General features: G+C 68.5%; 16 protein-coding genes. 7 read left to right on the forward strand and 9 right to left on the reverse strand.

Annotated features, from left to right (window positions below; genetic code table 11):
- The first annotated feature begins 97 nt into the window (after positions 1-97).
- From AAFL97_RS12260 to rsgA, 3 genes are read left to right on the forward strand one after another with little or no spacing between them, the layout of a single operon-like run.
- The gene (locus tag AAFL97_RS12260; protein WP_341645156.1) at positions 98-1366 is read left to right on the forward strand and encodes a M48 family metallopeptidase; all 1269 of its coding nucleotides are present in this window, start codon (positions 98-100) and stop codon (positions 1364-1366) included.
- 28 nt (positions 1367-1394) lie between these two features.
- Positions 1395-1736: a c-type cytochrome gene (locus tag AAFL97_RS12265; protein WP_341645157.1), complete on the forward strand. Its 342-nt coding sequence runs from the start codon at positions 1395-1397 to the stop codon at positions 1734-1736.
- 41 nt (positions 1737-1777) lie between these two features.
- A complete protein-coding gene (gene rsgA / locus AAFL97_RS12270) occupies positions 1778-2695 on the forward strand; it encodes a ribosome small subunit-dependent GTPase A (protein ID WP_341647152.1) in 918 nt (305 codons plus the stop codon).
- A gap of 42 nt (positions 2696-2737) precedes the next feature.
- Here the strand turns inward: rsgA and AAFL97_RS12275 are convergent, their stop codons facing one another.
- From AAFL97_RS12275 to AAFL97_RS12285, 3 genes are all read right to left on the reverse strand, one after another.
- The gene (locus AAFL97_RS12275) at positions 2738-3661 is read right to left on the reverse strand and encodes an alpha/beta fold hydrolase (protein WP_341645158.1); all 924 of its coding nucleotides are present in this window, start codon (positions 3659-3661) and stop codon (positions 2738-2740) included.
- Between the two features lie 203 nt (positions 3662-3864).
- Positions 3865-4374 (reverse strand): ComEC/Rec2 family competence protein, encoded by a 510-nt coding sequence (locus tag AAFL97_RS12280; protein WP_341645159.1) that lies wholly within the window; start codon positions 4372-4374, stop codon positions 3865-3867.
- Positions 4375-4381: 7 nt separating this feature from the next.
- Positions 4382-6241, reverse strand: coding sequence for a DNA internalization-related competence protein ComEC/Rec2 (locus tag AAFL97_RS12285; RefSeq protein ID WP_341645160.1), 1860 nt, complete (start codon positions 6239-6241; stop codon positions 4382-4384).
- A gap of 135 nt (positions 6242-6376) precedes the next feature.
- Here AAFL97_RS12285 and AAFL97_RS12290 point away from each other — a divergent pair, with 135 nt between their 5' ends.
- Entirely contained in the window at positions 6377-6922 is a 546-nt protein-coding gene (locus AAFL97_RS12290; RefSeq protein WP_341645161.1) for a DUF2062 domain-containing protein, read from the forward strand.
- Positions 6923-6964: 42 nt separating this feature from the next.
- On the opposite strand, the gene AAFL97_RS12295 is transcribed toward AAFL97_RS12290, so the two are convergent.
- The 3 genes from AAFL97_RS12295 to AAFL97_RS12305 form a co-directional block, all read right to left on the reverse strand.
- Positions 6965-8989, reverse strand: coding sequence for a methyl-accepting chemotaxis protein (locus AAFL97_RS12295; protein ID WP_341645162.1), 2025 nt, complete (start codon positions 8987-8989; stop codon positions 6965-6967).
- Between the two features lie 135 nt (positions 8990-9124).
- Positions 9125-9820, reverse strand: a complete 696-nt coding sequence (gene lolD / locus AAFL97_RS12300) for a lipoprotein-releasing ABC transporter ATP-binding protein LolD (protein ID WP_341645163.1) — start codon at positions 9818-9820, stop codon at positions 9125-9127.
- Positions 9813-11069, reverse strand: coding sequence for a lipoprotein-releasing ABC transporter permease subunit (locus AAFL97_RS12305; protein ID WP_341645164.1), 1257 nt, complete (start codon positions 11067-11069; stop codon positions 9813-9815). Before AAFL97_RS12305 ends, lolD begins: the two co-directional genes overlap by 8 nt.
- Positions 11070-11337: 268 nt before the next feature.
- Here AAFL97_RS12305 and AAFL97_RS12310 point away from each other — a divergent pair, with 268 nt between their 5' ends.
- Positions 11338-12312 (forward strand): SGNH/GDSL hydrolase family protein, encoded by a 975-nt coding sequence (locus tag AAFL97_RS12310; protein WP_341645165.1) that lies wholly within the window; start codon positions 11338-11340, stop codon positions 12310-12312.
- 6 nt (positions 12313-12318) lie between these two features.
- Here AAFL97_RS12310 and AAFL97_RS12315 read toward each other — a convergent pair whose 3' ends face one another.
- The 3 genes from AAFL97_RS12315 to parS all read right to left on the reverse strand — a co-directional run bounded on the left by AAFL97_RS12315 (position 12319) and on the right by parS (position 15586).
- A complete protein-coding gene (locus AAFL97_RS12315; RefSeq protein WP_341647153.1) occupies positions 12319-14433 on the reverse strand; it encodes a YgiQ family radical SAM protein in 2115 nt (704 codons plus the stop codon).
- A gap of 170 nt (positions 14434-14603) precedes the next feature.
- Positions 14604-15104: an RES family NAD+ phosphorylase gene (locus AAFL97_RS12320; RefSeq protein WP_341645166.1), complete on the reverse strand. Its 501-nt coding sequence runs from the start codon at positions 15102-15104 to the stop codon at positions 14604-14606.
- A complete protein-coding gene (gene parS / locus AAFL97_RS12325; RefSeq protein ID WP_341645167.1) occupies positions 15104-15586 on the reverse strand; it encodes a type II RES/Xre toxin-antitoxin system antitoxin in 483 nt (160 codons plus the stop codon). The genes AAFL97_RS12320 and parS overlap by 1 nt, the downstream gene beginning before the upstream one ends.
- A 176-nt stretch (positions 15587-15762) precedes the next feature.
- Between parS and AAFL97_RS12330 the strand changes: the two genes are divergently transcribed.
- Both AAFL97_RS12330 and recJ read left to right on the forward strand, forming a co-directional pair.
- Positions 15763-16839: a hypothetical protein gene (locus tag AAFL97_RS12330; protein WP_341645168.1), complete on the forward strand. Its 1077-nt coding sequence runs from the start codon at positions 15763-15765 to the stop codon at positions 16837-16839.
- On the forward strand, positions 16836-18536 hold the full coding sequence (gene recJ / locus AAFL97_RS12335; protein ID WP_341645169.1) for a single-stranded-DNA-specific exonuclease RecJ: 1701 nt from the start codon (positions 16836-16838) through the stop codon (positions 18534-18536). Before AAFL97_RS12330 ends, recJ begins: the two co-directional genes overlap by 4 nt.
- Positions 18537-18543: the final 7 nt, after the last annotated feature.

Here is an 18543-nt window from a genome sequence, read left to right on the forward strand (position 1 = left end):
CTGTCGTGTTCATGCGAAACATTAGAGGGCGCGATTGTGTCATAGAACGGGCCTGCGCCCCGCCGCCTCGCCCTCCGTACACACCGACGACCGCCCCATGCAAGCCGATTCCCTTTCCTCCTTCGCCAACGGCCTTGCCGTCCTCTTCGTCGCCTTGCTGCTGCTGAGCCTGGCCGTCCGGACAGGCCTGATGCGGCGCCAGATCCGCCACGTGCAGGCCCACCGCGACAGCGTGCCGCCGGCCTTCGCCGAATCCATTCCGCTGAGCTCGCACCAGCGCGCGGCCGACTACACCGCCGCACGCACGCGCTTGAAGATGGCCGAGATCGCCATCGGCGCGGCCTTCGTGCTGCTGCTGACGCTGGGCGGCGGCCTGCAGGCGATCCACGACGCCTGGTCGGCCGTGTTCGTACCCGGCGGCATCGCCCACGGCGTCGCCCTGCTCGCCACGCTGGGCGTGCTGGGCTGGCTGGTGGACCTGCCCTTCGTGCTGCTGCGCACCTTCGTCATCGAGAAGCGTTTCGGCTTCAACCGCATGACGCCGGCGCTGTTCGCCGCCGACTCGGCGCGCGAGGCGGTGCTGGCCGCGATCATCGGCCTGCCGCTGCTGGCCGTGCTGCTGTGGCTGGCGTCGGCGATGGGCAGCCTGTGGTGGCTGTGGGTGTGGGTTTTCTGGATGGGCTTCAACCTGCTCGTGATGCTGGTGTGGCCGACCTTCATCGCGCCGCTGTTCAACCGCTTCACGCCGCTGGCCGACGAGGCGCTGAAGGCACGGGTCGAAGGTCTGCTGGCGCGCTGCGGCTTCAAGTCTCAAGGCCTGTTCGTCATGGACGGCTCGCGCCGCTCGGCCCACGGCAATGCCTATTTCACCGGCTTCGGCGCCTCGAAGCGGATCGTGTTCTTCGACACCCTGCTCGACAAGCTGAACGCCGATGAAGTCGAGGCGGTGCTGGCACACGAGCTGGGGCATTTCCGCCACCGCCACATCGTCAAGCGCTTCGCCCTCATCGCCCCCGCCAGCCTCGCGCTGCTCGCCCTGCTCGGCTGGCTGGCCGGGCAGCCGTGGTTCTTCACCGGCCTCGGCGCCGAGGCGACCGACAGTGCCACCGCGCTGGCGCTGTTCTTCCTGGCACTGCCGGTGTTCACCTTTCCGCTCGGGCCGCTGATGAGCCACTGGTCGCGGGTGCACGAGTTCGAGGCCGACGCCTACGCCGCGCAGCAGACGCAGGCCGCGGACCTCGTCAGCGCGCTAGTGAAGCTCTATCGCGACAACGCCTCGACGCTGACGCCCGATCCGCTGTATTCGCGCTTCTTCGACTCGCATCCGCCCGCAGCGATGCGCATCGCCCACCTGCAGTCCCTGTAGCCCAGCCCCGACCGGAGGAGACGAAAAAATGAATACCCGACCACTGCTTCGCACCGCCCCGCTGAGAGCTGCCGCGGCAGGCCTGCTGGCTGCCGCGGCGCTGTCCGCAAACGCAAACCCCTTCCCCGACGGCGACCCCGCCGAAGGCAAGGCAATGCACGCGAAACACTGCGTCGAATGCCACGCCAGGCAATTCGGCGGCGAGGACGGCACCGAGATCTACACCCGCTTCGAGCGCCGCGTCACCACCGCCAGCGCGCTGGCCCAGCAGATCACCACCTGTACGACGATGCTCAATCTCGACCTCTTCCCCGAGGACGAGCAGCACCTCGCCGCCTACCTCAACCAGCACTACTACAAGTTTCAGTGAGCCACGGAAAACAGCAGCGCAAGAAGGGCAATGACGCCACGATCGATGGCCTCATCGTCGCCGCCTTCGGCCGGCACTACGAAGTCGCCACCGCCGAGGGCCGGCTGCAGTGCTACACCCGCGGCAAGAAGAGCAGCTTCGCCTGCGGCGACCGCGTCCGCGTTGCGCCGGGCGGCGACGGCCAGGGCGTCATCGATTCGCTGGTTCCGCGCCGCAACCTGCTGTGGCGTTCCGACGCCTTCCGCGAGAAGCTGATCGCCGCCAACCTCAGCCACATCCTGATCGTCGTCGCCACCGAGCCGGGTTTTTCCGATCTGCTGGTGTCGCGCTGCATCGTCGCCGCGGAAAGCCAGGACATCACACCGATCATCGTCCTCAACAAGGCCGACCTGGGCGACAGGCTGGATGCGGCGCGCACCCAGCTCGCGCCCTTCCGCGCCCTCGGCTACGAAGTGATCGAAATTTCCGCCCTGCAGGGCGCGGCCGGCTTGCGCGAGCGCCTGGCGGGCCTGCGGTCCATCCTCGTCGGCCAGTCCGGCATGGGCAAATCGACGCTGACCAATGCGCTGATCCCGGACGCCCAGGCTGCCACCCGCGAAATATCCGAGGCGCTGGATTCGGGCAAGCACACCACCACCTTCGCCCGTCTGTACCCCCTGGGCGAGTCGCCCATCGACGAAGCAAAATCGGCAGAAGGCGCCGGCTGGCTCATCGACAGCCCCGGCCTGCAGGTGTTCGGCCTCGCTCACGTGAGTGCCGACGAACTGGCCGAGAGCTTCATCGAGTTCCGTCCGCTGCTGGGCCAATGCCGCTTCCGCGACTGCCGGCACGAAGCCGAACCGGGTTGCACCCTGCTCGAAGCGCTGGCCGACGGCCGCATCGCGCCGCGCCGCTTCGAGCACTATCGCACGATCCGCGCCGAGATCGCCGAAGCGAAGCGCCTGAACCCCGGCTGGTGAAGCGCGGCAGGCCGGGCGCGGCGGAGCGCGCCCAAGCCGCCGTCAGCTCGATTTCAGGAAGTCGCCGACAACGCGGATCTGTTCCGGGTCCATCAGCATCGGCGCGTGGCCTACGCCTTCGAACTCGATGAGTTTCGCGCACGGTCCACGCTGTGCCATCGCTTCCAGCGTCGATCGTTCCAGCAGGTCGGACTCGGCGCCACGCAGGGCCAGCGTCGGGCAGCCGATGCGCTCGTAGACCGGCCACATGTCGATGTCCTCGGTCGCCGGCGTGGCGCGGAAGACTTCGCCGATCGCCGGATCGTAGATCATGACGAAGCCGCCGTCCGGCCCGCCGACCGGGCGCACCGAGTAATTGGCCAGATGGCGCCACTGTTCGTCGGTCAGCGGTCCGAAAGGTGCGTTGACCTTCCGGAGGTAGGCATCCGCCTCTTCCATCGTGGCGAAGCGCGGTGCCGTGCCGACATAGGGGCCGATGCGCTGCAGCGACACCGCGGTGATCACCGGGCCGACGTCGTTCAGCACCAGCCGCCGGATCGGCGAGTGCGGCAGGCTGGCGATCAGCATGCCGATGATGCCGCCCATCGAAGTGCCGACCCAATCGACCTGTTCGGCGTTCAGGCGTGCGATCAGCGCGATCATGTCCGACACGTAGAGCGGGAAGCCGTAGTCCTCCTTGACCCCCAGCCAGTCGCTGCGCCCGCGGCCGACCACGTCGGGGCAGACGACGCGGAAATCGTCCGCCAGCGCCTGCGCCAGATCGTCGAAGTCGCGCCCGTTGCGCGTCAGCCCATGGACGCAGATCAGCACGCGCGGATTGTCGGCGTCGCCCCATTCGGTATAGGCCATGCGATGCAGCCCGTGCGGGCCGATGCACTGCACGCGGCGCTCGCGCACACCATGTTTCGGGCGGCGCGGCGGGGTCGGTGGTTCGAATACGCGGCTGAGTTCGGAGAACAGGGACATGGTGGGCTCCTCGGGTAGTCGCTTCGGGGGCAGTCTAGCATCGTGCCCCGGTCATGCGTTTTCTCCCGCACGGCGGCATGGAACAGTCGCATGAACGAGTCGCTGCCTCCGCTTGCAGCAGGCTCCTATCGCCCCTTGCGGGAAAAGGACTCATCCACCATCCTGGCCGGCCGCCCTGGCTGGTCGCCCTCTCCGGCCACACCTCATCGGCCGTGCCAATAGCGCGGCTCGCGCAGACGCTGTGCCGTCAGGCTCACTCCCGCATCGGCGTCGGCCGCGAACACCGCCTCCACCGCCCCCTGGCTGTCGGTGCGCCAGTTGCGCGCACCGGCCGCCGCCCAGCGCGCCCATACCTGTGGGTGCGGATGGCCGAAGGTGTTGCGATGCCCCACCGAATGGATCACCGCCTGCGGCAGCGTGGCATCCACCAGCGCGGCGGACGAGGACGAGCGGCTGCCGTGATGCCCGCTGACCACCACGTCGGCCGCCAGCGCAGCCTCGCCGTGGCGCGCCAGCATCGCCTGCTCGCCCGCAGATTCGACATCGCCCAGCAACAGCAGCACGCCCGCCGGACTGGCCACGCGCAGCACGCAGGAACGGTCGTTGTCGTGCCGCCTGCCGGCAGGCCGCGGTGCCTCGCCGTCCGGGTGCAGGAAGGCGAACTCCACACCGTCCCAGTTCCAGCGCATCCCCGACACACATGGGGTGACCATTGCCGCATCACCGGCAATCGCCGCCGCCTCCCCGGACGACCACCAGCGCTCCACATGCAGCGCCCCGGCGATGCTGCGCGCCGCCGACGTGGTCGCTGTCGTCGTGCGACAGCACCACGCCGTCGAGGCTTCTCACGCCGAGGGCCTGCAGATAAGGCAGCACGACCCGGCTGCCGGCATCGGCATACGCGCCATAAGGCGGACCGGTATCGAACAGCAGATCATGGCTCGCGGTCTGCACATGCACCGCCAGCCCCTGCCCCACGTCCAGCACCCGCACGACGAAGCCGCCGGCTTCGGGACGTGGCGGCGGCCAGGCAAGCAAGGCGGCGAGGACGGCCAGCGCCGCCAACCTGCCCGGCGTGCCGCGCGGCAGCATCGCCCCGGCCACCGCAAGCATCGCCAGCATCCCGAGCCACATCGGCGGCGCGGGCTGGCGCCAGTAGCCGGGCTCGAACGCCGCCAGCCATTCGACCCAGACCATCAACAGCACCGTCGCCATGTGGCCCCAGTGCAGCAGAAAATCCAGCGGCAACAGCGCCGCCAGCAGCGCAAGCGGCGTGACGATGAAGTTCACCAGCGGAATCGCCAGCGCATTCGCCACCGGCGACAGCAGCGGCAGCGACTGGAACAGCAGCACCAGCAGGGGCAGCAGCGCGAGGCTGATGCCGAGCTGGACACGCACCGCGGCACGCCAGCCGATCGCGCCGTGCTGCCGCCCGCCCAGCACGAAGCCGATCGCCGCCACCGCGCCGAAGGACAGCCAGAAGCCAGCCGACAGGCAGGCCCAGGGATCGGCGATCAGTACCGCAAGCAAGGCCAGCGCCAGCACCCGCGAAGGTAGAATGGAACGGCCGCGGTACACTGCGATGGCGACCACGAACAGCATGATCAGCGCACGCTGCACCGGAATGCCCATTCCCGCCAGCAAGGCATAAGCGGTGCCGGCCAGCACCGCCGCCAGCGCCTGCACCCTGCGCACCGGACAGCGCAGCACCAGCCACGGCAGCCTGCGCCACACGCCGCCAAACACCATGCCGGCGACCGTCGCGACCAATGTTATATGCATGCCTGAGATGGCGACCAGGTGTGCCACGCCGGTACGGCGGAAGCTGTCCCATTGTGCCGAGGGAATGCCGCGCTGGTCGCCGATCACCAGCGCCACCAGGATGCCGCCATAGGGCGCATCGCCGAGCACGGCGGTGAATCGCTCGCGCACCGCATCGCGCAGCCGGTGCACCGCATCCATCGGCCTGATGCCTACTGCCTCCAGGCGCCGGGCACCACTGCGCACGTAACCGGTCGCGCGCAGTTCGCGCTCCAGCAGCCAGGCTTCGTAGTCGAAACCACCGGGATTGTGAAAGCCGTGGGGACGCTTGAGCCGCACGGTGAAATACCAGCGCTCTCCCGGCTTCACCACCGGCGGCGCCTCGGTGCTGCCGCGCGGCCTGTACCACGACAGCAGCAGCTTGCCGGGCACGCCTTCGACCGCCGCATCCGGCTCGAAGCGGAAGCGCACGCCTTCATCCAATGCTTGCGGCAGATCGGCGACGTATCCCGTCAGTTCGACGTCGACGCCTTCGAGATCGCCGCGCAATTCGTCCGCCAGCCGCCACTCGGCACGCAGCGCCGCCCAGCCGAACCCCAGCACGAAAGCGAGCCCGATCGCCACCAGCGCGCGCCCGCAACGCCGCAGCGCATGTACCCTGCCCGCTTCGCCCGCCGGGCCGCCGGTGTGATGATTGCCGAGTGCCCACAGCAGCATGAAGCCCGCCCCGGCCAGGCCGACCATCGTGGCATCGGGCAGTTGCGCCTGCCCTTGCAGCAGCACGACACCCGCAGCGAAGGACAAGGCAAGCACTCTCATGGCGCCCGATATTGCCATCGCTTTCATGACAATGGCAAATACGGCCCGGCACCTCGCATCTGCTTACCGAATGACGCCCGGCGTGCCGCGCGGCATCCGCGCTCCGCTGCTAAACTTTCGCGCCTCGAACAGACCATGCGCAAACGACTCAAGAGCTTCCTGCCGGACCACGAAAGCATCCGCCAGAACCGCTGGCTGAGGCCGTTCTCGTCCACGCTGCTGCATCCGCGGCTGTGGCACCTCAACCGCCACTCCGCGGCCGGCGCCGTGGCAGTGGGTCTTTTCTGCGGCTTGATTCCCGGCCCGCTGCAGATGCTCGGCGCGGCCATCATGTGTGTGGCCTTCCGGGTCAATCTGCCGCTGGCGCTGCTGACCACGCTCTACACCAATCCCCTGACGATCGTGCCGCTGTACGTGCTCGCCTACGGTTTCGGCAGCCTGGTGATGGGCCTGAACGGCACGGACTTCGTTGCCCCGCCCGAACTCGAGGGCATGCGCTTCTCGGCCTGGATTCCCGCCCTGATCGACTGGATGGCCGGACTCGGCAAACCGCTGGCGCTCGGCCTGGTGTTGCTCGCCGCCACGCTGTCGATCAGCGGCTATCTGGCAGTCCGCTGGGGCTGGCGGATCTGGCTGATCCGCCAGTGGCGCAGGCGCAAGGAAAGGAACCGGAAGCGCTGAAGGGCACGGCAGGAGCCGCCAGCCGAGCCCTTCGGCCAGCACTCAGACCTGGAAGCGCCCCACCTGCTGGCGCAGGGTCGCGGCCAGATTCTCCAGCACCTCGGCGGTGGACGTGGTCTGGTGCGCGGCGACGCTGTTGTCGCCCGCCATCGCCGCGATGCGCTCGACGTTCTGTGCGATCTCGTTGCTCGCCAGGCTCTGTTCGTTGAGCGCCACCGTGATCTCGCGTACGGCCCCCAGCACCTGTTGCGCACCGCCGTGGATCTGCGCGATCGATTCGCCCGCCTGGTTGCTCAGCGCCACGCCGTCGCGCACGCGCTGCACGCCCTGCTGCATGGTCTCGACCGCGCGCTCGGTACCCTGCTGGATGGCCTGCACCATGCCGGCGATTTCCTGCGTCGCGAGCGAAGTACGTTCGGCGAGCTTGCGTACTTCGTCGGCCACCACGGCGAAGCCGCGCCCGGTTTCGCCTGCCCGCGCCGCTTCGATCGCCGCGTTGAGCGCCAGCAGGTTGGTCTGGTCGGCGATGTCGCGGATCGAATCGACGATCGTGGTGATCTGGCGGGACTTCTCACCCAGCTCGCTGATCGCCTCGCCCGAGCGGTCGACCGCGTCGGCAATGCGCTCCATTTCCTCGACCGAACGGCGCATCACCGCACCGCCCTCTTCGGACAGACGGCCCGAGGTTTCGGCCATTTCCTGCGCAGTCGCCGCGTGACGGGAAATCTCCTGCACGCTGACGGTCATTTCCTCGACCGCCACCGCCACACCGGACGCCGATTCGCTCTGGGCCTCCGAGCCGTCGGAGACGCGCCGGGCCGATCCGGAGAGTTCGCTGGCCGAGGAGCCGAGCTGGGAAGCGCCCTGCTGGATCTCGCGGATCAGCACGGCGACTTCGTCCGCCATCTTGTTGAACTGCTGGGCGACTTCAGCCAGTTCGTCTCGCGCCGAGAACTCGACGCGCTCGCGGTAGTCGCCGGCGGCAAAGCGCTGGGCACCGGTCGACAATTCGCGCACCGAGCGCAGGATGGCGAGATAGACGCCGATGAAGAGATAGCCCGCGACCAGCATCGCCACCACCGACAGCACGATCTGCAGCTGCAATTGCCCCGCCAGGCGGTCGAGCCGTTCGTGCAGCAGCTTGCCGGTCTGGGGGCGCAGCACTTCGTTGAAATTGCGCACCGCGACGTTGATCGCTTCGGTGACGAGGGCGAAATAGGCCGGCGCCGACAAGGTGAATTGCTGATCGACGATGTCGCGCATCACCGCCGTACGCACGCCACTCACGGCAGTCGTGATCTCGCTGCGCATGCGTTCGAGCCCGCCCGCGAGCCCGGCATTCGCCTTGCCCGCACGACCCAGACGTTCGAGCAGATCGGCCTCGCTGCGGCCGATTTCCGCCAGCAGCGCGACCACGCCGTGCTCGTCGCTGCGCGTCAGTTCGTGGCGGGCGACGATGTTGGTACCGCGAGCACGGAGCTGGCCCAGGCGTTCGCTCAGTTCGGGCAGCGAGGTCAGCAGCGGCGTGACCAGGTTCGCGCTCGCGGCATCGGGGTCGAGCGCCAGGCCGGATGCATCGCCGACGTCGCCGAGCCAGTGCAGCAGCCGGGCGATCACCTCGGTATGGGCACGGAAGCTTTCCGGTCCGCCGAGCTGGGTCGCCGACCGTGCCAGGCGGTCCAGTTCGCCGCGGATCGGCGCCCAGGGTGGCTGCAGCGGCCGCCACAGCGGGTCGGCGCCGATCGCGGCATCGAGCTTGCTCAGCGCGGCCTGCAGTTCACCCGCCTTCGCCTCCCGCTGGGGCACCATTTCGGTGCTGCCGCCCAGCACACCCGCGCTCAACCCCCGATGCTGCTGGGTCAGCAGAACCACGTCGAAGCCGGCGTCGAACAGGGTGAGGCCGGCAATCTCGCGTTCGGCCACGTCCATGTTCTGACGCAGGCTGATGTAGACCTGGGCCAGCAGAGCCAGCGCGGTGGCGAAGCAGACAAACATGATCAGCATGAACTTGAAAGGGTAGTTCATGCGGTCGAGCAGGCGAATGGCCGGGACGAAGAGGGTTTTCATTTTTTTCGACCCGCGACGACGCGGGCTCCATTGATCAAGTACCCATACTATCGTCCCCAATCTGGGTAACTTGATGACGCCGGTCAATCTCTTGTCCTAAGCCCTGCCAATGGGCCCATAAGTGTGACGCAAGTCTCAGCCCAGCCGGCCGTCGTCCAGCCGCAGGCTGCGCTGCGCCCGGGCAGCCAGAGTCTCATCGTGGGTCACGATGACGAAGCTCGTCGCCAGGCGCTCGTTGAGCGACAGCATCAGTTCGAACACCGCTTCGGCGGTGCGCCGATCGAGGTTGCCGGTGGGCTCGTCGGCCAGCACGCAGGCGGGCTGCGACACCAGCGCGCGTGCGATCGCGGCGCGCTGGCGCTCTCCGCCGGAGAGTTCGCCCGGCGCATGGTCGAGCCGGTGCCCGAGGCCGACTTCGCGCAGCATCGCGGCCGCCTGTTCGTCCGCCTCGGCCTTGCCGACACGGCGGATGTAGAGCGGCATGGCGACGTTCTCCAGCGCGGAGAATTCAGGCAGCAGATGATGGAACTGATAGACGAAGCCCAGCGCCGCATTGCGCAGCCGTCCGCGCTCGCGCTCGGACAGGGTGGAGAAGTCGCGCCCCATCAGTCGCACCGAACCGGCGCTCGGCACGTCGAGGCCGCCCAGCAGATGCAGCAGCGTGCTCTTGCCCGAACCGGAGGCGCCGACGATCGCCACGCGCTCGCCGCGCCCCACCGACAGGCTCACGCCGTCGAGCACCGCCACCGCATCCGCGCCCTCGCGGAAATGCTTGGACAGGCCGTCGCAGGCCAGTACCGGCTCGTCCGGTTTCATCACCGTCTCATTCATAGCGCAGCGCCTCCGCCGGATTCACCCGCGACGCCCGCCAGCTCGGATACAGCGCTGCCAGCAGGGTCAGCACGAAGGACACCGAGACGATGCTGATCACGTCTGCCGGCAGCACTTTCGAGGGCAGTTCCTTGATGTAGTAGATTTCCTTGTTCCACAGCGTCGCCCCGGTCAGCGTCTCCAGCGCCGGAATGACGACGTCGAGGTTGCCGGCGATCGCCAGCCCGCCCGCCACACCGGCCAGCAGCCCGACCAGGCCGATGATCGAACCCTGCAGCACGAAGATGCCCATGATCGAGGCCGGGCTGGCGCCCAGCGTGCGCAGGATGGCGATGTCGGCGTATTTTTCCTGTACCGCCATCACCAGCGTGGACACGATGTTGAAGGCCGCCACCGCGACGATCAGGAACAGGATCAACGTCATCATCGTCTTCTCCAGCGCCACGGCGCGGAAGAAGTTCGCATGGCTGCGCGTCCAGTCGTGGATCATCAGGCCGGGCACGGAAATCTGCATCGCCAGTTCGCGGGCCACGCGCGGCGCGGCGAACAGATCGTCGAGCTTCAGCCGCACGCCGCTCACCGCATCGCCCAGCCGGTACAGCGCCTGGGCGTCGGCCACATGCACCAGCGCCAGGCCGGAGTCGTATTCGTACATGCCGGCCTCGAACACGCCGACCAGTTCGAACTGCTTCACTCGCGGCAGCACCGCGGCCGGCGTCACCAGGCCTTGCGGCGCGATCAGGGTGATCTTGTCGCCGAGCTGCACGCGCAGCGCCTGGGCCAGGTCGCGGCCGAGCACGATGCCGAAGCGCCCGGGCTGCAGCGCATCGAAGCTGCCCGCCTTCATGTACTGGCCGAAGTCCGCCACCTTGTCCTCTTCGCTCGGGACGACGCCGCGCACGACGGTGCCGCGCACGCCTTCGTCGAAGGACAGCATGCCCTGCTCCTGCACGTAGGGCGCGGCGGCCTTCACCGCAGGATGGCGCATGGCCTCGTCGGCCACCCGCTGCCATTCGTGCAGGCCGCCGTCGAAGCTCTGCACCTGGACGTGCGAAGCCACGCCGAGGATGCGCGAGCGCAATTCCTCCTGGAAGCCGTTCATCACCGACAGCACCACGATCAGCGCCGCGACGCCGAGCGCGATGCCGAACATCGACACCAGGGAGATGAAGGAAATGAAGCGGTTGCGCCCCTGCGCCCGCTTGCGCGAGCGCGTGTAGCGCAGGCCGACGAGAAATTCGTAGAGCATCGGAAAAAGTTCGGCAGGTCTGTCCAGCAAGCCCGGCATTGTGCCCGCGCAGGGGCGATCGTGACCAGCCCGATCGATGTCCGACTGTAAGCAGGCCGGGCACATGCCTCACCACCATTCCGCCCTGGGCGCGGGAAAATCACGATGGCGTGGCGCAGCACATGCTTCTACGCTGAAGCTGTCCTGCCCGTACCCCTGCCTCAGACCCGGCCGGACGATGCACAGCGCCGACCATCGCATCCCGATCACCCTGCCGAGGAAAACGACCATGATCCGCATCCTGCTGCTCGCCGCAACGCTGCTGTTCGCACCTCTGACCCACGCCGCCTACACCTCGATGTACGTGTTCGGCGACAGCCTGTCCGACAACGGCAACGCCTACGCCCTCAGCGGCGGCATCTGGCCCGCCTCTCCGCCCTACGCGGAACAGTTCTCCAACGGCCCCACCGCCGCCGAATACCTCGCCGGCCGCCTCGGCATCGATCTGCGGCCCTCGGTGGCCGGCGGCACCAACTTCGCCGTCGGCGGTGCCACCACCGGAACGCAGAACTACAACTACGAGATTTCGTCTCCCGCAGCGCTACCGCCAGCGCTCGGGCAAAGCGGAGCCCTGGCCCAGGTTGCAGGTTTCGCCGGCAGCGCACCGGCCTTCGATCCGGCAAGCTCGCTGTTCATGCTGTGGGCCGCGCCCAACGACTTCTTTCTCGCCCTCAGCCAGGGCACCGACCTTCTTGCCGCGGCCGGCACCGCCGTCTCGAATCTGATCACCTCGGTCGGGCTGCTGGCCGGCGCCGGAGCGACGGACATCCTCGTGCCGAACATGCCCAATCTGTCACGGACCCCGTTCGGACTCAGCCTGGATCCGCAGCAGCAGGCTGCGCTCGACATGCTCTCGCGTGGCTTCAACGACGCTCTCGCCGACACCCTCGATCTCGCCCGCAGCGGCCTCGTCCCCGGCATTCCCGACGGACTGCGCTTGATGTTCTTCGATACCGCCGCTTTCCTCGACGAAGTGATCTCCGACGCCGCCCGCTTCGGTTTCACCGACGTCGTCACGCCTTGCGCAACGTCACCCGCGGGCTGCGACGGTGCCCTGTTCTTCGACGCCGTCCACCCCACCACCGCCGGCCATCGCCTGCTCGCGGACCGTTTCCTCGCCGCCCTCGCCGTCCCCGAGCCGTCGACGGGCACGCTGCTGCTGGCGGCGCTTGCCGGCGCGCTGCTGCTGCGTCGCCGTCCCTAGCCGGGATCAGCGGCCGGACCGCGGCGCGCGCTTGGTCGCCGGCTTGCCGCTCTTGCGCCCGATGAGCGCACCGGGCACCCGGCCATCGCCCGGCGGACGCCCTGCGACAGGCGGCCGCCCGCCCTTCGCCACCGGCTGCACGGGCTGCTGGCGCGGTACCAGGCAGTTCGGCCCGTTGCCGATCAGGTCGGCGCGCCCCATCCGCATCAGGCCTTCGCGCAGGATCGGCCAGTTCTCGGGGTCGTGCCAGCGCAGGAAGGCCTTGTGCAGCTTGCGGATCTTGCCCGCGCGCGCGGTTTCGACCGCTTCCGAGTCGGCCGACACCTTCTTCAGCGGATTCTTGCGCGAGTGGTACATCGTCGTCGCCAGCGCCATCGGCGTGGGCATGAATGTCTGCACCTGGTCGAGGCGGAAATCGTGCTTCTTCAGCCACAGCGCCAGATTCAGCATGTCCTCGTCGGTGGTGCCGGGGTGGGCGGCGATGAAGTACGGCACCAGATGCTGCTTCTTGCCCGCCTGCGCCGAGAATTTCTCGAACATGCGGCGGAACTCCTCGTAGGCGCCGATGCCCGGCTTCATCATCTTGGAGAGCGTGTTCTCCTCGGTGTGCTCGGGAGCGATCTTGAGCAGGCCGCTGACGTGGTGGGTGACCAGTTCCTTGACGTACTCGGGCGAACGCACGGCGAGGTCGTAGCGCAGCCCGGAGCCGATGGTGATGCGCTTGACACCGGGCAGCGCCCTCGCCTTGCGGTACAGCTCGACCAGCGAGGAGTGATCGGTGTTCAGGTTCTCGCAGATGCCCGGATAGACACAGGACAGGCGGCGGCAGCTTTCCTCGATCGCCTTGCTCTTGCACGCCATGCGGTACATGTTGGCGGTGGGGCCGCCGAGGTCGGTGATGTGGCCCTTGAAGTCGGGCGAATGGTCGCGGATGTCCTCGATCTCGCGCAGGATCGACTCGTGCGAGCGGCTCTGGATGATGCGGCCTTCGTGCTCGGTGATCGAGCAGAAGGTACAGCCGCCGAAACAGCCGCGCATGATGTTGATCGAGAACTTGATCATGTCCCAGGCCGGGATGCGCGCACCGCCGTAAACCGGATGCGGGGCGCGGGCATAGGGCCGGTCATAGACGAAGTCCATCTCGGGTGTGCTCAGCGGCTGCGGCGGCGGGTTGATCCAGACGTCGCGTGCGCCCGGGCCTTCGCCGTGGCACTGCACCATCGCCCGGGCGTTGCCGGGGTTCGATTCGAGGTGGAACACGCGCGAAGCGTGGGCGTACAGCACCGCGTCGTCCTTGACCTGCTCGAAGGACGGCAGGCGGATCACGGTATGGGCGCGATCGGAGCGGCGGGCGGCAACACGCTCGGCCGCCGGCACGATACGCACCGGCTGCGCACCGTCGGCGGCAGGCTTGGGCGCGGCGGCGGCCGGCTCCATCGCGTAGGGGTCGGGATGGACGTCGATGCGGCCCGGCCGGTCGAGCGCCAGCGAATCCGTTTCGTGCCAGGCCGCCGACGGCAGCCAGCCCGGCTTGACCATGAAAGCGGTGCCGCGCAGATCGCGGATCGCCTCGATCGGCTCGCCCGCCGCCAGCCGCTTGGTCAATGCCACCAACGCACGCTCGGCATTACCGAACAGCAGGATGTCGGCCTTGGAATCGGGCAGCACCGAGCGCCGCACCTTGTCCGACCAGTAGTCGTAATGCGCGATGCGGCGCAGGCTGGCCTCGATGCTGCCGATGACGATGTTGGCGTCGGGGAAGGCCTCGCGGGCGCGCTGCGCATACACCGTCACTGCGCGGTCGGGGCGCCTGCCGGCTTCGGCGTCTGGAGTATAGGCGTCTTCGGAGCGGATCTTGCGGTCGGAGGTGTAGCGGTTGACCAGCGAATCCATGTTGCCGGCGGTGATGCCGAAGTACAGCTTCGGCTTGCCCAGCGCGCGGAAAGGCTCGGCCGACTGCCAGTCCGGCTGGCTGATGATGCCGACACGAAAGCCGTGCGCTTCGAGCAGGCGGCCAACCAGCGCCATGCCGAAGCTGGGATGGTCGATGTAGGCGTCGCCGGTGACGAGGATGACGTCGCAGGCATCCCAGCCGAGCGCATCCATCTCCTTGCGCGACATCGGCAGGAACGGGGCGGCACGATAGCCGGGGACGGCGCCGTCGAGGAGGCTGGGCGCCGGACAGGAAACCGCGGGGCTGGAAACCGTTGATCCGGCTTCGTAAACTGGCTTTTGATTCATGATGGGCGCCATTGTATCGGCGCCTGCCCGAGCCCGCTTGTCCGCTTGTGTTACCAGAGTCGGGGGTCGGGCCTGTGAGCGATGCGCCGGGTACGGACCTTGCGCATGCCGGGGTGAGCCGGATTCAGCAGGTAGTTCCAGCCCACCGGCACCACTACCGACGGTACCCGCATCAGCAGCGTGGCGCCCCCTTTTACCCACTCATCACCCAAGGCCTGGCTTTCGGTACTGCCGACCGACCAGTCCACATTGGCCTCGTCCCAGCCTGCCGGCGGCTCGACGGCGTGCGCCGCCGCCAGCGAGGCGGCAGGCAGGCTCACCTCCACTGCGATCATGCCGCGCGGCGGCTGATATGGCGTATGGACGCGCTTTTCGAGTTGCGCCAGCGCCAGGCTGTCGGCCAGATAGATCACCGGCGTGCCGACGCTGTTCCAGCGCCCGCCCACCGTCGCCGCTCCATTGCCGGCGCAGCCGAAATCCTCCGCCGCGCACAGCACCATGCCGGTGTCGAAATCGATCCAGTCCTGTGCCAGCCGCCACAGGACGGCCATCAGGCCGCAGTCCCGGCCATGATGCGGCGCAGGGCGTTGATGACCGCCTGGTGGCCGGGCGTGGTGGCGAGCAGTTCGATCGGCACCGCGCCGCCGAGAACCGGCACCGGCGCCGCAAGCCATTCCCTGGCGGCCTCTTCATCGCCGAACACCCGCGCGGCCGCGCGCTCGACGTCTATCAGCCGCGCAATCCGGTCGGAATCATCCTGCGACAGCGGCTTGCCCTCGCGTACGCGGCGGTCGTAGGTCGCGGGCGCCACGCCGAGCAGTTGCGCAAGACTGCGCCCGCTGCGGCCGAAGCGGTTGGCGAAGCTGTCCAGCGAACCGACCTCGAAGCCTTCGCGCACCATGTGGTCGCGCTCGAGCGCGGACTTGGCATGCAGATAGTGCTCGATGCTGGCGCCCGCAGCCGAATGTCCGCGAGCAAACGCATAGGCTGCACCGGGCTCGCGTGCGGCGTGGACCGCCTTCAATTTGCTCATGATGCCCTCTTGAATCATTTGATTGCCTCTCGTGAATCAAGTGAACACCGACAAGACTGGATTGTCAAGCGATACCCGCTGCCGGCCGGCCATCGCCCCCTGCCTTCCAGGCCCCGGGCCGACGTATGCCGGCAGCCGCATGCTAGACTCGCGCCGCTTTCATCCGCTCGCTCCCGATGCAGATCCATCTCCTGATTCCCGGCCTGCTGTGGCCCGCTGCCACGCTGCTCGGCCCGGCTGCCGGGCTTGCACTGGGCGGCCTGGCCACGCTGCTCGGCCGCGGGCGGCGGCACGTCCGCGAATTCGAACCCTACGACCGCCAGCTCGCCCGCCTGTTCGGCCTCGAAGGTGAGGGACTGCCACTCGGCATGCTGCGCCGCCTGGGCGAGACGGATGCCGCAGCGCCGCCACCCGGCAGCCACTGGCTGTGCGCCGATCCGGTCAATCTCTCCTTCGCCCGCGAGCACCTGCTGCTGTACGCCTTCGCCGACGGCGAGCTCGCGATGGACGAAGCGCGCGAGCTGGTCGCCGCGCTCAACGACGTATTCGCGGATCTGGGCCGCTTCGAAGCCTGCACGCCGACACGCTGGTATCTGCGGCTCGACAAGCCCAGCCGCGCCACGCTCTATCCGCTGGACGACGTCATCGGCCGGCCGGTCAAGCATTTCCTGCCCGAAGGCGAGGACGCCCGGCTGTGGCAGCGCACCATGAACGAAGCCCAGATCGTGCTGCACAACCATGCCGCCAGCCGCGCGCGCGAAAACGCGGGCTTACGTGCGGTCAACAGCCTGTGGCTGTGGGGCGCGGGTGAAATCGAAACCGCCCTGGTTGCCCCCGCCAAGGCCGTGCAGGCCACCGATCCGCTCAGCCTCGGTTTCGCCCGCGCCGCCGGCGTGCCGGCAAGCGCGCCCGACCCCGCCGATGCCCTGCACCAGGACACCCTGGTCGTGCTCGATGCGCTGCGCAAGCCCGCCCAGCAGCTCGATCTCGACGCCTGGCGCAACGGCTTGCAGGCCATCGAGCACGGCTGGTTCGCGCCGCTGGCCGCTGCCGTGCAGAATGGGCAGCTGAAAACCTTGCGCATCAGCGCGCCGAGCGACCGCGGCACGCTGGAAGTCGAAGTGCGCAGCACCGACCGCTGGAAGTTCTGGCGCAAACCCCATGCCTTCGACGCCCTGCTGAAGTCCATCGCACCGGCGCCCGCCGAGTTGCCCACGGCGCCGCCGCCCACGCATCCCGACACCGACCGATGACCCGCATCCAGTCCCGCCCCGTTTCGCCGCAAGCCCTCGACCGCCTCGCCGACGCCGGCCTGCACCCGCTGCTCGCCCGCCTCTACGCCGCCCGCGGCATCAGCCGCGCCGACGAGCTCGACACCAGCCTCAAGCACCTGCTGCCGCCCGAAGCCCTCACCGGCACCGGCGAAGCCGCACAACTGCTGGCCGATGCCATCGAGGCCGGCGCGCGCATGGTCATCGTCGCCGACTACGACTGCGACGGCGCCACCGCCTGTGCCGTCGGCATGCGCGCGCTGCGCGCCTTCGGCGCCGACGTGCATTACCTGGTGCCGGACCGCGTCACCCTCGGCTACGGCCTGACCCCGGCAATGGTCGAGATCGCCGCCCGGCTCGAACCGGACGTGCTGATCACCGTCGACAACGGCATCGCCAGCGTCGAAGGCATCGCCGCCGCGCGGGCGCACGGCATGGCGACGCTCGTCACCGACCACCACCTGCCCGGCGACGAACTGCCCGACGCCGATGTCATCGTCAATCCCAACCAGCCCGGCTGCGACTTCCCCAGCAAGGCGCTGGCCGGTGTCGGCGTCATGTTCTACACCATGCTCGCGCTGCGCGCCGAGCTGCGCGAACGCGGCGCCTTCGCCGGCAGCAAGGAGCCCAATCTCGCCGACCTGCTCGACCTCGTCGCCCTCGGCACCGTCGCCGACGTCGTCAAGCTCGACCGCAACAACCGCATCCTGGTCGCCCAGGGCCTCGCCCGCATGCGTGCCGGCCGCCTGCAGCCCGGCATCCGCGCACTGTTCTCGCTCGCCGGCCGCGACCCGGCGCGCGCCAGCACCACCGACCTCGGCTTCATGATCGGCCCGCGCCTGAATGCCGCCGGCCGGCTGTCGGACATGAGCCTGGGCATCGAATGCCTGATCACCGACGATGCCGGCCGCGCCATGCACATCGCCCAGGAGCTCGACCGGCTCAACCGCGAACGCCGCAGCATCGAGGCCGGCATGCAGGAAGAAGCGCTCGCCCGCCTCGCCGGCAATGGAGAGATCAGCGCCGGCAGCCGCGCCACCATCGCGCTGTTCGAGCCCGACTGGCACCAGGGCGTGATCGGCCTCGTCGCCAGCCGCATCAAGGAAAGACTGCACCGCCCGACCATCGCCTTCGCCCGCAGCAGCGACGGCGAACTGAAAGGCTCCGGCCGCTCGATCCCCGGCCTGCACCTGCGCGACGCGCTCGACCTCGTCACCAAGCGCCACCCCGACCTGATCGCGCGCTTCGGCGGCCACGCCATGGCCGCCGGCCTCACCATCCGCGAAGCCGACCTGCGCCGCTTCGACGAAGCCTTCGAGGAAGTCGTCGGCGAACTGCTGGACCCTGCCCAGCTCGAACACCGCATCGATACCGATGGCAGCCTGGAACCGGGCTATTTCGCCCTCGACGCGGTACGCATGCTCGAAAACGAAATCTGGGGCCAGGGCTTTCCGCCGCCGCTCTTCGACGACGTCTTCCGCGTCGAACGCCAACGCGTGCTGAAGGACAAGCACCTCAAGCTCGAACTGTCGCGCGGCAGCACCCGCTTCGAGGCCATCCGCTTCAACCACGCCGACGGCGCCGCCGGCCAGATCCATGCCGCCTACCGGCTGGGCATCAACGAATACAACGGCGTGTCGAGCGTGCAGTTGATGCTGGAGCACTTCGAGGCGGCCTGACAACGGG

The organism is Thauera sp. SDU_THAU2, from assembly GCF_038260575.1.
Classification (GTDB): domain Bacteria; phylum Pseudomonadota; class Gammaproteobacteria; order Burkholderiales; family Rhodocyclaceae; genus Thauera.

Bases quoted from the DNA above. Each gene is read 5' to 3' on its own strand.
- AAFL97_RS12260 (WP_341645156.1), top strand. From the start codon at position 98: ATGCAAGCCGATTCCCTTTCCTCCTTCGCCAACGGCCTTGCCGTCCTC.
- AAFL97_RS12265 (WP_341645157.1), top strand. From the start codon at position 1,395: ATGAATACCCGACCACTGCTTCGCACCGCCCCGCTGAGAGCTGCCGCG.
- AAFL97_RS12275 (WP_341645158.1), bottom strand. From the start codon at position 3,661: ATGTCCCTGTTCTCCGAACTCAGCCGCGTATTCGAACCACCGACCCCG.
- AAFL97_RS12280 (WP_341645159.1), bottom strand. From the start codon at position 4,374: ATGGTCACCCCATGTGTGTCGGGGATGCGCTGGAACTGGGACGGTGTG.
- AAFL97_RS12285 (WP_341645160.1), bottom strand. From the start codon at position 6,241: ATGAGAGTGCTTGCCTTGTCCTTCGCTGCGGGTGTCGTGCTGCTGCAA.
- AAFL97_RS12290 (WP_341645161.1), top strand. From the start codon at position 6,377: ATGCGCAAACGACTCAAGAGCTTCCTGCCGGACCACGAAAGCATCCGC.
- AAFL97_RS12295 (WP_341645162.1), bottom strand. From the start codon at position 8,989: ATGAAAACCCTCTTCGTCCCGGCCATTCGCCTGCTCGACCGCATGAAC.
- lolD (WP_341645163.1), bottom strand. From the start codon at position 9,820: ATGAATGAGACGGTGATGAAACCGGACGAGCCGGTACTGGCCTGCGAC.
- AAFL97_RS12305 (WP_341645164.1), bottom strand. From the start codon at position 11,069: ATGCTCTACGAATTTCTCGTCGGCCTGCGCTACACGCGCTCGCGCAAG.
- AAFL97_RS12310 (WP_341645165.1), top strand. From the start codon at position 11,338: ATGATCCGCATCCTGCTGCTCGCCGCAACGCTGCTGTTCGCACCTCTG.
- AAFL97_RS12315 (WP_341647153.1), bottom strand. From the start codon at position 14,433: ATGTCGCGCAAGGAGATGGATGCGCTCGGCTGGGATGCCTGCGACGTC.
- AAFL97_RS12320 (WP_341645166.1), bottom strand. From the start codon at position 15,104: ATGGCCGTCCTGTGGCGGCTGGCACAGGACTGGATCGATTTCGACACC.
- parS (WP_341645167.1), bottom strand. From the start codon at position 15,586: ATGAGCAAATTGAAGGCGGTCCACGCCGCACGCGAGCCCGGTGCAGCC.
- AAFL97_RS12330 (WP_341645168.1), top strand. From the start codon at position 15,763: ATGCAGATCCATCTCCTGATTCCCGGCCTGCTGTGGCCCGCTGCCACG.
- recJ (WP_341645169.1), top strand. From the start codon at position 16,836: ATGACCCGCATCCAGTCCCGCCCCGTTTCGCCGCAAGCCCTCGACCGC.